This window comes from Mycobacterium sp. NPDC003449, assembly GCF_053588415.1.
The window spans coordinates 91799-104111 of record NZ_JBSFPX010000005.1; the positions used below are offsets into that span (position 1 = coordinate 91799).

11 protein-coding genes and 2 tRNA genes are annotated in these 12313 nt (G+C 67.6%); 5 read left to right on the forward strand and 8 right to left on the reverse strand.

Going from position 1 to position 12313, the window contains the following annotated elements:
- Positions 1–4 precede the first annotated feature (4 nt).
- From cofC to mutT1, 3 genes are read left to right on the forward strand one after another with little or no spacing between them, the layout of a single operon-like run.
- Positions 5–700 carry a 2-phospho-L-lactate guanylyltransferase gene (gene cofC, locus ACWDTP_RS03090; protein WP_450016447.1) on the forward strand — a complete coding sequence of 232 codons (696 nt, stop codon included), beginning with the start codon at positions 5–7 and terminating at the stop codon, positions 698–700.
- Entirely contained in the window at positions 697–2904 is a 2208-nt protein-coding gene (locus ACWDTP_RS03095; protein ID WP_450016449.1) for an RNA degradosome polyphosphate kinase, read from the forward strand. The genes cofC and ACWDTP_RS03095 overlap by 4 nt, the downstream gene beginning before the upstream one ends.
- 55 nt (positions 2905–2959) lie before the next feature.
- Positions 2960–3892, forward strand: a complete 933-nt coding sequence (gene mutT1 / locus ACWDTP_RS03100; protein WP_450016451.1) for an 8-oxo-(d)GTP phosphatase MutT1 — start codon at positions 2960–2962, stop codon at positions 3890–3892.
- A 61-nt stretch (positions 3893–3953) separates the two neighbouring features.
- On the opposite strand, the gene ACWDTP_RS03105 is transcribed toward mutT1, so the two are convergent.
- The 3 genes from ACWDTP_RS03105 to leuC all read right to left on the reverse strand — a co-directional run bounded on the left by ACWDTP_RS03105 (position 3954) and on the right by leuC (position 6868).
- Positions 3954–4601: an HU family DNA-binding protein gene (locus ACWDTP_RS03105; protein WP_450016453.1), complete on the reverse strand. Its 648-nt coding sequence runs from the start codon at positions 4599–4601 to the stop codon at positions 3954–3956.
- Positions 4602–4804: 203 nt separating this feature from the next.
- A complete protein-coding gene (leuD, locus tag ACWDTP_RS03110) occupies positions 4805–5398 on the reverse strand; it encodes a 3-isopropylmalate dehydratase small subunit (RefSeq protein ID WP_450016455.1) in 594 nt (197 codons plus the stop codon).
- An 18-nt stretch (positions 5399–5416) separates the two neighbouring features.
- Entirely contained in the window at positions 5417–6868 is a 1452-nt protein-coding gene (gene leuC / locus ACWDTP_RS03115) for a 3-isopropylmalate dehydratase large subunit (protein ID WP_450016457.1), read from the reverse strand.
- 97 nt (positions 6869–6965) lie between these two features.
- On the opposite strand from leuC, the gene ACWDTP_RS03120 reads away from it, so the two are divergent.
- On the forward strand, positions 6966–7667 hold the full coding sequence (locus tag ACWDTP_RS03120) for an IclR family transcriptional regulator (RefSeq protein WP_450016459.1): 702 nt from the start codon (positions 6966–6968) through the stop codon (positions 7665–7667).
- A 100-nt stretch (positions 7668–7767) separates the two neighbouring features.
- Here the strand turns inward: ACWDTP_RS03120 and ACWDTP_RS03125 are convergent.
- The 4 genes from ACWDTP_RS03125 to ACWDTP_RS03140 all read right to left on the reverse strand — a co-directional run bounded on the left by ACWDTP_RS03125 (position 7768) and on the right by ACWDTP_RS03140 (position 10356).
- Positions 7768–7840: transfer RNA gene (locus tag ACWDTP_RS03125), tRNA-Glu, on the reverse strand.
- Between the two features lie 57 nt (positions 7841–7897).
- Positions 7898–7972 (reverse strand) — tRNA-Gln (locus ACWDTP_RS03130).
- 114 nt (positions 7973–8086) lie between these two features.
- Positions 8087–9553, reverse strand: coding sequence for a glutamate--tRNA ligase (gene gltX / locus ACWDTP_RS03135; RefSeq protein WP_450016461.1), 1467 nt, complete (start codon positions 9551–9553; stop codon positions 8087–8089).
- Positions 9554–9561: 8 nt separating this feature from the next.
- Complete coding sequence (locus ACWDTP_RS03140; RefSeq protein ID WP_450016463.1) at positions 9562–10356, reverse strand: fumarylacetoacetate hydrolase family protein; 795 nt, start codon at positions 10354–10356, stop codon at positions 9562–9564.
- 131 nt (positions 10357–10487) lie between these two features.
- Between ACWDTP_RS03140 and ACWDTP_RS03145 the strand changes: the two genes are divergently transcribed.
- On the forward strand, positions 10488–11678 hold the full coding sequence (locus ACWDTP_RS03145) for an MFS transporter (protein ID WP_450016465.1): 1191 nt from the start codon (positions 10488–10490) through the stop codon (positions 11676–11678).
- A 95-nt stretch (positions 11679–11773) separates the two neighbouring features.
- Here ACWDTP_RS03145 and ACWDTP_RS03150 read toward each other — a convergent pair.
- Positions 11774–12313: dihydrofolate reductase family protein (locus ACWDTP_RS03150; protein WP_450016467.1), on the reverse strand; the 540-nt coding region annotated here is incomplete at its 5' end.

Genomic DNA, 12313 nt, shown 5'->3' on the forward strand with positions numbered 1-12313 from the left:
CCTTATGAACGGCAGGAGACCCGGCGGCGCCGCAACATCGACGCCGGGCACCGACGTGGCGGTGGTGATCGCCGTCAAGCGCCTCACCGCCGCCAAGACGCGGCTGGCCCCGATATTCTCCGCGCCGACCCGTGAGGCGGTGGTGCTGGCGATGCTCGTCGACACCGTCACGGCGGCCGCCGCGGTCGCCCCGGTCACCGTGGTGACCCCCGACGACGTCGCCGCCGATGCGGCCCGTCAGCTCGGGGCAGGCGTCCTCGACGACCCAACCCCGGCCGGCCACCGCAACCCACTGAACAACGCCATCGCCGCCGCCGAGCACGAACTGCGCACCACCACACCGAATATCGTTGTCCTGCAAGGTGATCTACCAGCCCTGCAGGCACAGGAATTCGCCGAGGCGCTGACCGCGGCGCGCGCGTATCCGCGCAGTTTCGTCGGGGACCGGCACGGCACCGGCACCTCGGCACTGTTCTCGTTCGGGGTGGCACTGGCACCCCGGTTCGGCACGGACTCGGCGGCCCACCACAGGCACTCCGGAGCGATCGAGCTGACCGGGGCCTGGCCCGGGCTGCGATGCGATATCGACACCCCCGACGATCTGGCCACCGCGCGGCGCCTCGGGGTCGGGCCCGCCACCTCGAAGGCGGTTGCCCACTACCGCCAGCGGGTAGCCGGGGCGCTGACCGATAAGGAATGATCGGACGCGTGAGCGAAGCCACCGAAGCCGAGGTTGCGTCCGGGACCGGCCACGTCTCCCCTGATGAGGCGGGTGCCGGGGCGGCGCCGGGATTACCGGCCGCGACACCGCAGGCACCCCCGGCCGCCACGTCGCCCGCGGTGGACGACGCCTTGCCCGAGGACCGCTACCTCAACCGGGAACTGAGCTGGCTGGACTTCAACGCGCGGGTGCTGGCCCTGGCCGCCGACCCGTCGCTGCCGCTGTTGGAACGGTTGAAGTTCCTGGCCATCTTCGCGTCCAATCTCGACGAGTTCTTCATGGTTCGGGTCGCGGGCCTCAAGCGCCGCGACGAGATGGGCTTGTCGGTGCGCTCGGCCGACGGCCTGTCGCCCCGCGAACAACTGCGCCGGATCAGCGAGCGCACCCAGCAGCTCGCCAGCCGCCATGCCGCGGTGTTCCTCGACTCGGTGCGCCCAGCCCTCGCCGAGGAGGGCATCCGCATCGTCACCTGGGCCGAATTGGATGCCGGCGAACGCGACAAGCTCTCGACGTACTTCCACGGGCAGGTCTTCCCGGTACTGACACCACTCGCGGTGGATCCGGCGCACCCGTTCCCGTTCGTCAGCGGTTTGAGCCTGAACCTGGCGATCACCGTCAAGCATCCCGACGACGGCGGTCAACATTTCGCCAGGATCAAGGTGCCCGACAACGTCGACCGGTTCGTCGAACTCAGCGCGCCAGCCGACGGTTCGTCGGTGGTGCGGTTCCTGCCGATGGAGGAGCTGATCGCGGCATTCCTGCCGGTGCTGTTCCCCGGTCTGGAAGTCGTCGAGCACCACGCGTTCCGGATCACCCGCAACGCCGATTTCGAAGTCGAAGAGGATCGCGACGAGGATCTGCTGCAGGCACTCGAACGCGAGCTGGCGCGCAGGCGGTTCGGGTCGCCGGTGCGCCTGGAAGTCTCCGACGATATGACCGAGAGCATGCTGGAGCTGCTGCTGCGCGAACTCGACGTCGCCCCAGCCGATGTCATCGAGGTGCCGGGCCTGCTCGACCAGTCGGCGCTGTGGCAGATCTACGGGGTGGACCGGCCCGCGCTCAAGGACCGGCCGTTCGTGCCTGCCACCCCACCGGCTTTCGGTGAACGCGAGACCCCCAAGAGCATCTTCTCGACGCTTCGCGATGGGGATGTACTGGTCCACCACCCCTACGATTCGTTCTCCACCACGGTGCAGCGGTTCATCGAGCAGGCCGCCGCGGATCCGAATGTCCTGGCGATCAAGCAGACGCTGTACCGCACCTCCGGTGACTCACCGATCGTCAACGCCCTGATCGACGCGGCCGAGGCCGGTAAGCAGGTGGTCGCACTCGTCGAGATCAAGGCCCGCTTCGACGAGCAGGCCAACATCAAATGGGCCCGCGCGCTCGAACAGGCCGGCGTGCACGTGGTGTACGGCCTGATCGGACTCAAGACCCATTGCAAGACCTGCCTTGTCGTGCGGCGCGAGGGGTCGACGATCCGGCGGTACTGCCATATCGGCACCGGCAACTACAACCCGAAGACCGCGCGGTTGTACGAGGATGTCGGTCTACTCACCGCCGACCCCGATCTCGGGGCCGACCTGACCGACCTGTTCAACTCGCTCACCGGATACTCGCGCAAGGATTCCTACCGCAACCTGCTGGTGGCACCGCGCGGGGTGCGCAAGGGCATCGTCGAGCGGATCGACGCCGAGATCGCGGCGCAGCGCGACGGCGCCGAGGGCCGGATTCGGTTGAAGGCCAACGCGCTGGTCGACGAGCAGGTGATCGACGCGTTGTACCGGGCGTCGCAGGCCGGGGTCGCGGTCGAGGTGGTGGTGCGCGGCATCTGCGCGCTGCGGCCCGGGATCCCTGGGGTCTCGGACAACATCACGGTGCGTTCGATCCTGGGACGGTTCCTCGAACACTCCCGAATAATTCACTTCCGCGCCATCGACGAGTTCTGGATCGGCAGTGCCGACATGATGCATCGTAATCTCGACCGTCGGGTCGAGGTGATGGCTCAGGTCAAGGATCCGCGGCTGACCGCACAGCTCAACGAGGTGTTCGAGTCTGCCATGGACCCGGCCACCCGGTGCTGGGAGCTGCAGCACGACGGCCGCTGGACGGCACTGCCCCAAGAGGGACAGACGGTACGAGACCACCAGGTGTCTCTGATGGAACGTCATCGGCATCCCTGAACCGCCCCGAGCCCGAACCACTACCCCTACCGGCGAAAATCCTGCAGGAGTTGAGGTGTCGAACAACAGCACGAGCGCGAAAAAGAAGATTGTGCCCGCCGCCGGAGCTGTGCTGTGGCGCGGAGCCGACGGTACCGGCGACCGTCCGGCGCCGATCGAGGTCGCCGTCATTCACCGTCCGCGCTACGACGACTGGTCCCTGCCGAAAGGCAAGGTCGATTCCGGGGAGAACGAACCGGTCGCCGCGGTGCGCGAGGTGCTCGAGGAGACCGGCCACACCGCCGTCCTCGGGCGCAGGCTGGCCTCGGTGACATACCCGGTGCAACAGGGGACGAAACGGGTCTGGTACTGGAGCGCGCGGGCGACCGGCGGCGACTTCGCCCCCAATGGTGAGGTCGACAAACTGATTTGGCTGCCGGTCGAAGCGGCCATGGCCCAATTGCAATATCCGCACGACCAGAAAGTGTTGCGCCGCTTCGCAAAACACCCGCCGAACACCAAGAGCGTGATCATCGTGCGGCACGGCTCCGCGGGCAGCCGGTCGCAGTACAAGGGCGACGACCGCAGGCGCCCGTTGGACAAACACGGTCGGGCCCAGGCCGAGTCACTGGTCGGTCAACTGCTGGCATTCGGTGCCACAACCGTATACGCGGCCGACCGGGTGCGGTGCCATCAGACCGTCGCACCGCTGGCCGACGAACTCGGTGTCGACATCCACAACGAGCCCCTGTTGACCGAGGAGAGCTCCGCAGCAGACCACAAGATCCTACGCAACCGGGTGCTGGAGATCGCCGCTCGCGCCGGCACCCCGGTGATCTGCACGCAGGGCAAGGTGATTCCCGATCTCGTCGCGTGGTGGTGCGCACAGACGCACGTGCGGCCCGAGACGACAGGTAATCGCAAGGGCAGCACCTGGGTGATGTCGCTGGCCGACGGCCGGCTGGTGGCCGCCGACCACATCGCCAGCCCCCTGCCCACCAAACGCTAGGACCGACACAGAAAGACACGCCGTGAGCCGGTCATCAGCTCACGACGTGCCTGTCTGGAATCTACTTGCGGCCCTTCTTGGCCGGGGCCTTCTTGGCGGCGGCCTTGCGGGCCGGAGCCTTGGTGGCCGCCTTCTTGGCCGGAGCCTTGGTCGCGGCCTTGCGGGCCGGAGCCTTGGTCGCAGCCTTCTTGGCCGGAGCCTTCTTGGCGGCGGCCTTCTTGGCCGGAGCCTTGGTGGCCGCCTTCTTGGCCGGAGCCTTGGTCGCAGCCTTGCGGGCCGGAGCCTTGGTCGCAGCCTTCTTGGCCGGAGCCTTCTTGGCCGGGGCCTTCTTCGCAGCGGCCTTGCGGGCCGGGGCCTTCTTGGCAGCGGTCCGCTTGGCCGGACCAGCGGTGACACCCCGCTTGACGGCCGGGCCGTCCGACGGGAGGCGCTGAGCCCCAGAGACAACCGCCTTGAACTGCGCACCGGGCCGGAATGCCGGCACCGAGGTGGGCTTGACCTTCACCGTCTCGCCGGTGCGCGGGTTACGCGCCACCCGAGCAGCGCGGCGGCGCTGCTCGAAAACCCCGAAGCCGGTGATCGTCACACTGTCGCCCTTATGCACCGCCCGCACGATGGTGTCGACAACGTTCTCCACCGCGGCGGTAGCCTGCCGACGATCGGTGCCCAGTTTGGTTGTGAGTACGTCGATGAGCTCCGCTTTGTTCATTCAAACCTCCGAAACCAGTGGTCCGCTTTGGACCGACTAGAGGACACGGTAAACCCTGTGACCATTGATTTCCAAGAGCCACGCGCAATTTCAAGTGAAGCCAGCGAACTTTTTGGCAATCCGCTTGCCCCACTTGGACTCCAGCCGGGGGGGTTCAGAACCGGTTAGGGAGGCTGCGAATTCAGGTCGCAGAGAGGGTCTAATCAAGCTGGCAGAGTGCGCGGTTTCCACCCCGGACGATGCCGCTCAAAGGACTCGATCTGATCGAGTTTCCGCAGCGTAAGGCCTATATCGTCGAGCCCTTCGAGCAGCCGCCAAGCGGTGTAGTCGTCAATCCTGAACGGCACCACAACGGTTCCCGCGGTCACGTTTCGATCTTGAAGATTGACAGTGATTTCCAAGCCCGGATTCTGCTCGATGACCTTCCACAGAAGCTCGACATCGTCTTGGGCGACTTCGGCCGCCAATAGTCCGGCTTTGCCCGCGTTCCCCCGGAAAATGTCGGCGAAACGGGACGAGACAACCACCCGGAAGCCGTAGTCCATGAGCGCCCAGACGGCATGCTCGCGCGACGAGCCGGTGCCGAAATCGGGGCCGGCGACGAGGACGGAACCCCGGTCGAATGGTGCGAGATTCAATATGAACGACGGGTCATTGCGCCAGGCGGCGAACAAACCGTCCTCGAAACCCGTTCGGGTCACCCGCTTCAGATAGACCGCGGGGATGATCTGGTCGGTGTCGACATTCGACCGCCGCAGCGGGACGCCAATGCCGGTGTGGGTGTGGAAAGCCTCCATGGTCTTCTCCTGATTCCTCTAGCGGGCGGCGGGCAGGTCGGCGGGGGAAGCCAGCGTGCCGCGGATGGCGGTGGCCGCCGCTACCGCGGGCGACACCAGGTGGGTGCGTCCGCCCTTGCCCTGGCGGCCCTCGAAATTCCGGTTCGACGTCGAGGCGCAGCGCTCCCCCGGCGCGAGCTGGTCGGGATTCATGCCGAGACACATCGAGCAGCCGGCCTGGCGCCACTCGGCTCCCGCAGCGGTGAATACCCGGTCGAGACCTTCCGATTCGGCCTGCGCCCGGACCCGCATCGAGCCCGGCACCACCAGCATCCGCACACCGTCGGCCACTTTGCGGCCGGCCAGCACGTCGGCCACGACGCGCAGATCCTCGATCCGGCCGTTGGTGCACGAGCCCACGAACACGGTGTCCACGGCGATATCACGCATGGCCATGCCCGCCCGGAGATCCATATACGCCAATGCCTTTTCGGCGGCCTGACGCTCCCCGTCGTCGCCGATCAACTCCGGATCGGGGACCGACGCCGAAAGCGGCACGCCCTGCCCGGGGTTTGTGCCCCAGGTCACGAACGGGCTCAGGGTGGCTGCGTCCAGATAGATCTCGGTGTCGAATTCGGCACCCTCGTCGGTACGTAACCGGTTCCACGCGTCCACGGCCGCGTCCCAGTCGGCACCCGCGGGTGCGTGCGGGCGGCCCTTGAGGAACTCGTATGTGGTCTCGTCCGGGGCGACCATCCCGGCCCGGGCGCCGGCCTCGATGCTCATATTGCAGATCGTCATCCGGCCCTCCATCGACAGCGCTTCGATGGCGCTGCCCCGGTATTCGATGACATGACCCTGCCCGCCGCCGGTTCCGATCTTGGCGATGACCGCCAGGATGATGTCCTTGGCGCTCACCCCGGGCGGCAGCACGCCGTCGACGTTGACCGCCATCGTCCTGAACGGTTTGAGCGGCAATGTCTGCGTGGCCATGACATGTTCGACCTCCGACGTGCCGATGCCCATCGCGATCGCGCCGAACGCGCCGTGGGTGGAGGTGTGGCTGTCGCCACACACCACGGTCATGCCGGGCTGGGTCAGCCCGAGCTGGGGTCCGATGATGTGCACGATGCCCTGCTCGGCATCGCCCATGGGGTGCAGCCGGATACCGAACTCCGCGCAGTTGCGCCGCAGCGTCTCGACCTGGGTCAGCGACACCGGGTCGGCGATCGGCTTATCGATATCGACCGTCGGCACGTTGTGGTCCTCGGTGGCGATCGTCAGATCGGGCCTGCGCACCGGACGGCCGGCCAGCCGCAGCCCGTCGAAGGCCTGCGGGCTGGTGACCTCGTGCACGAGATGGAGATCGATGTAGATCAGATCGGGCTCGCGGGAGGAGCCCTCGCCCGCGCCGACCGCCACTACGTGGTCGGCCCACACCTTTTCGGCCAGGGTGCGCGGTTTAGTGGATGTCTGCGTCGGATGGTCCATCGCTTCTACTCGATTCGGTTCGGGCGACTGCGGGCTGTGCAGTAGGGCTGGAGAGTGACGGTAGCCATCTCAGAATGCGAGACGCTAGTATCTCTCTGTGAGAAATGATAGCGGCATCGGCGTGCTCGACAAAGCGGTGGGTGTGCTGCACACGGTGGCCGAGTCCCCCTGCGGGCTCGCCGAACTGTGCGAAAGGACCGGGCTGCCCCGCGCGACCGCACATCGACTGGCCGCTGGCCTGGAGACCCACCGGCTGCTGGCCCGCGACGGAGACGGCCGCTGGCGCCTGGGCCCCGCCCTGTCCGAATTGGCCGCCCACGTCAACGATCCGCTGCTGGCGGCCGGGGCCGCGGTACTCCCCCGGCTGCGTGAGATCACCGGCGAGAGCGTGCAGCTGTACCGGCGGGAAGGGCTGTCACGGGTGTGTGTGGTGGCGCTGGAGCCACCGGCCGGGCTCCGCGACACCGTGCCCGTCGGAACCCAGCTGCCGATGACCGCGGGTTCTGGCGCCAAAGTGCTACTGGCCTACGCCGACCCGGCCACCCAGCAGGCGGTGCTGCCCTCCGCCAAATTCACCGACCGCACCCTTGCCGAGGTACGCAAACGCGGCTGGGCCCAGAGCGCGGCCGAACGCGAACCCGGAGTGGCGAGCGTCTCGGCGCCGGTGCGCGACGGCCGCGGCGCGGTGATCGCCGCGATTTCGGTATCGGGCCCGATCGACCGGATGGGCCGGCGTCCGGGGGCGCGCTGGGCCGCAGATCTATTGGCCGCGTCCGAAGCCGTGACCCGCCGGCTCTGACAGTCCGCAGCGCCACCTACCCCCGCGAGCAGACGCCAAAGCACCCCAAACCGGGTGGTTCAGGGTGCTTTGGCGTCTGCTCGCGGCCAAAAAACTGTTGTACCCCCGATGGGATTCGAACCCACGCTACCGCCGTGAGAGGGCGGCGTCCTAGGCCGCTAGACGACGGGGGCTAGAACTTCCGGATGGTCAGCATAGCTCAGCCGAACTCGCTGACCTAATCGACGCATTGGCTGGGGTACCAGGACTCGAACCTAGAATGGCGGTACCAGAAACCGCTGTGTTGCCAATTACACCATACCCCATTGGCCGCCCGTCACCGCAGGTCACGAGCATTTCCGGACCGAATCACCCAGCGGGGACACCCCCGCCGCGCTTTCCGGGCCGACGAGCAGACTACCAAAGATTCCGGCCCGCTTTTACACGCGGTCCCGGGCGGCCCGCAGCCGCGCCAGGCTGCGCTCCCGGCCGAGCAGCTCCATCGACTCGAACAGCGGCGGGCTGACCGTGGCGCCGGTGACCGCCACCCGGATCGGGCCGAACGCCTTACGGGGCTTGAGCTCAAGACCGTCGAGCAGGGCGGCCTTGAGGGCGGCCTCGATATCGGCCGTAACCCACTGTGAGACCGGTTCCAGCGCGCTCAGCGCGGCGTCGAGCACCGGTGCGGCCTCGGCCTTGAGCTCCTTGGCCGCCGCCTTCTCGTCGATCTGGTAATCGGCATCGTCGAGGAACTTCAGCAGCCCCCAGGCGTCGCCGAGTACCACGATCCGGGTCTGCACCAGCCCGGCCGCCTCGGCGAAGCCGGCGTCGTCGAGTCCGGTGTCGTGACCGTGCGCGGTGAAATAATCGCGCAGCCGGGCGGTGAAATCCGCTGCGCTGAGCAGGCGGATGTGCTCGGCGTTGATCGCGTCGGCCTTCTTCTGATCGAAGCGGGCCGGGTTCGAGTTGACGTTGCGGACATCGAACGCGGCCACCATCTCGTCCAGGCCGAACACATCGTGGTCATCGGCGATGCCCCAGCCCAGTAGCGCCAAGTAGTTCAACAGGCCCTCGGGCAGGAATCCGCGGTCGCGGTGCAGGAACAGGTTCGACTGGGGGTCACGTTTGGACAGCTTCTTGTTACCGTCGCCGAGAACGCTTGGCAGATGGGCGAATTCGGGCACCCGTTCGGCGACCCCGATCCGCATCAACGCCCGGTACAGCGCGATCTGGCGCGGCGTCGACGGCATGATGTCCTCGCCGCGCAGCACATGGGTGATCCTCATCATCGCGTCGTCGACCGGATTGACCAAGGTGTACAACGGATCGCCGCTGGCCCTGGTGATGGCGAAATCGGGCACCGAGCCGGCCGGGAACGTGGTCGGCCCGCGCACCAGATCGGTCCACGACAGGTCCTCGTCGGGCATCCGCAACCGCAGCACCGGCCTACGCCCCTCGGCGGCGAACCGCTCTCGCTGCTCGTCGGTGAGGTCGCGGTCGTAGTTGTCGTAGCCGAGTTTCGGGTTCCGGCCCGCCGCGAGGTGGCGGGCCTCCACCTCCTCCGGCGTCGAATAGGCCTCGTAGATCTCGCCTGCCCGCCGCAGCCGCTCGATCACATCCCGGTAGATCTCGGACCGCTGCGACTGCCGGTACGGCTCATAGGGCCCACCGACCTCGGGCCCCTCGTCCCAGTCCAGGCCGAGCCAACGCAGCGCGTCCAGAATCGCCGCGTAGCTCTCGGCGCTGTCGCGGGCCGCGTCGGTATCCTCGATCCGGAACACGAACGCCCCGCCGGTGTGGCGGGCGTAGGCCCAGTTGAACAATGCGGTGCGGACCAACCCGACGTGCGGGGTACCGGTCGGCGACGGGCAGAAGCGGACCCGTACCGGGACAGCGGGGGAAGACATCGATACCTCTATTTCTGCTTGCGCACAACGGGATTGGTGAGGGTCCCGATGCCCTCCACGGTGATGCTGACGGTGTCACCGTCCTCGATCGGCCCGACGCCTTCCGGGGTCCCGGTCAGGATCAGGTCACCCGGCAGCAGCGTCATCACCGCCGAGGCCCACTCCACGATGGCCCCGATGTCGTGGATCATCAACGAGGTTCGGCTGCGCTGGCGCACCTCGGTCTCACCGGCCACCCCATGGGTGACCTCGGTGCGCAACTCCAGATCCGACGGGTCGATCGCGGTCTCGATCCACGGGCCGACCGGGCAGAAGGTGTCGTGCCCCTTGGCCCGCATCCACTGTCCGTCCTTGCGCTGCTGATCGCGCGCCGACACGTCGTTGGCGATCGTGTAACCGAGAATGTTCTCCGCGGCGCGTGCGGCGGGCACATCCTTGCAGGGCCTGCCGATGACGACGGCGAGCTCACCCTCGTGGTGGACGGGATCGGCGTCGGCGGGCAGCTGGATCGGTACGCCCGGTCCGACGATCGCGGTGTTGGGCTTGAGGAAGATCACCGGATCCTCCGGCGCCACCCCGCCCATCTCCTCGGCGTGCGCCGCATAGTTCTTGCCCATGCAGATCACCTTGCTGGCCAGGATCGGCGCCAGCAGGCGCACATCGGCCAGTGGCCATGTCCGGCCGGTGAAGTTGGGGTTCCCGAACGGATGCTCGGCGATCTCTTTGCAGACGGCATCGGCGCCGTCGCCCTCGATGCTGACGAACGCGACACCGTCCGGACTGGCGATTCGACCTAGGCGCATTTTTGTCAGCGTAGTGCGCACGGTCCCGGAGCCGGTCGCCGATGCCGGCACGTCGACCGGGCCCGATGCGGCGGTCTCAAGTACTGGGATACGAGTTCAGAATATTGAGACGGATATGAAACCATGCAGTCGTGCCTCCTTCTTCAATCAGCACCTTTCGCCGCTGGTTGATGCTGGCCATCGCACTGACCGCGACCACATGCGCCAACATCTTCATCAACGGTGCCGCCTTCCTGATCCCCACCCTGCACAGCGAGCGCGGCCTGGATCTGGCCAAAGCGGGCCTGCTGTCCTCGATGCCGAGCTTCGGCCTGGTCGTCACCCTGATCGCCTGGGGTTACCTGGTGGACCGCGTGGGCGAACGGATCGTGCTGACGGTCGGATCGGCGTTGACCGCGGCGGCCGCGTTCGCCGCCGCCTCCGCGGATTCCCTGGTCGCCGTCGGTGTGTTCCTGCTGCTCGGCGGGATGGCGGCGGCCAGCAGCAACGCCGCGAGCGGTCGCGTGGTGGTCGGCTGGTTCCCGCCCGAACAGCGCGGCCTGGCCATGGGCATCCGGCAGACGGCGACCCCGCTGGGAGTTGCCCTGGGAGCCTTGGTCATCCCGCGGGTCGCCGAGAGTCACGGGGCATCGACGGCGCTGCTGTTCCCGGCCGTGGTGTGTGTGATCGCGGCGGTGATCTGCGCGGTCGGCGTGCTCGACCCGCCGCGGCCGGCGCGTCACGAGGCGCCCGCCGAACACCTCGCCAACCCGTACCGGGGCTCGTCGGTACTGACACGTATACACGCGGTTTCGGTGCTGCTCGTGGTCCCGCAGGGCATGGTGTGGACGTTCACCCTGGTCTGGTTGATGAGCGATCGCGGATGGTCGGCCGCGGCGGCGGGCACGCTGGTCACAACGGCCCAATTGCTCGGTGCGGCCGGGCGTATCGCGGCGGGCCGGTGGTCCGACATCGTCGGGCACCGCCTGCGTCCGATCCGCACGATCGCCCTGGCCGCCGCCGCGACGATGGCGCTGCTGGCGCTCACCGACTGGCTGGGCTCACCGGTCAGCGTCGCGTTGATCGTGATCGCCTCGGTGATCACCGTGTCGGACAACGGGTTGGCCTTCACCGCGATCGCCGAGATCGCCGGACCGTTCTGGAGCGGTCGGGCGCTGGGCACCCAGAACACCGCCCAGCATCTGGCGACCGCCAGCTCGGCACCGATCTTCGGCGCGCTGATCGGCGTTGCCGGCTATCCGGTGGCGTTCGCGGTATGTGCGCTGCTGCCGTTGGTGGCCGTGCCGCTGGTCCCCGCCGAACCGGTCTCCGACACCGTCTAGTTCCCGCGCGAGTTCCCCCGCGAGCAGACGTAAACCTGCCCGTTTTCGCGTGAAAAGGGGCAGGTTTGTGTCTGCTCGGCGGGGAACGGCAGCGGTCAGGCCAGGCTCATATCCCCCGTGCCGGGCACGCCGTCGGCCAACCCGTAGCGCACGTGCACGATGCCGTTCGGGCTGGCGACCGGCGGTTCCAGCAGGGTCACATTCGTCGGCACCGCGCCACCGTCGAACACCTTCTTCCCGACGCCGAGCATGATCGGGTGCACCCAGAGATCCAGGCGGTCAAAGAGCTTCTCGTGCAACAAGGTCTGCACCAGATTCAGGCTCCCGACCACGGTCACGTGCTCGTGCCGATCCCGGATCTCGCGCACCGCGGCGGGCAGGTCCTTGCCGAGTTGCGTTGAGCCGGCCCAGAACAGGTCGGGCCTGCCTCGGGAGGCCACGTATTTCGGAATGCTGTTGAACAGCGCGCCGAACTCGTCGTCGCGATCCGGCCAGTACGCCGCGAAGATGTCATACGTGCGCCGGCCGAGCAGCAGGGCGTCGGTGCCCTGATATGCGGCACCGACCTGGGCGCCGGACACCTCGTCGATCAGGGGCGCCTGCCAGCCGCCGAATCCGAACCCCGAGGGGTTCGG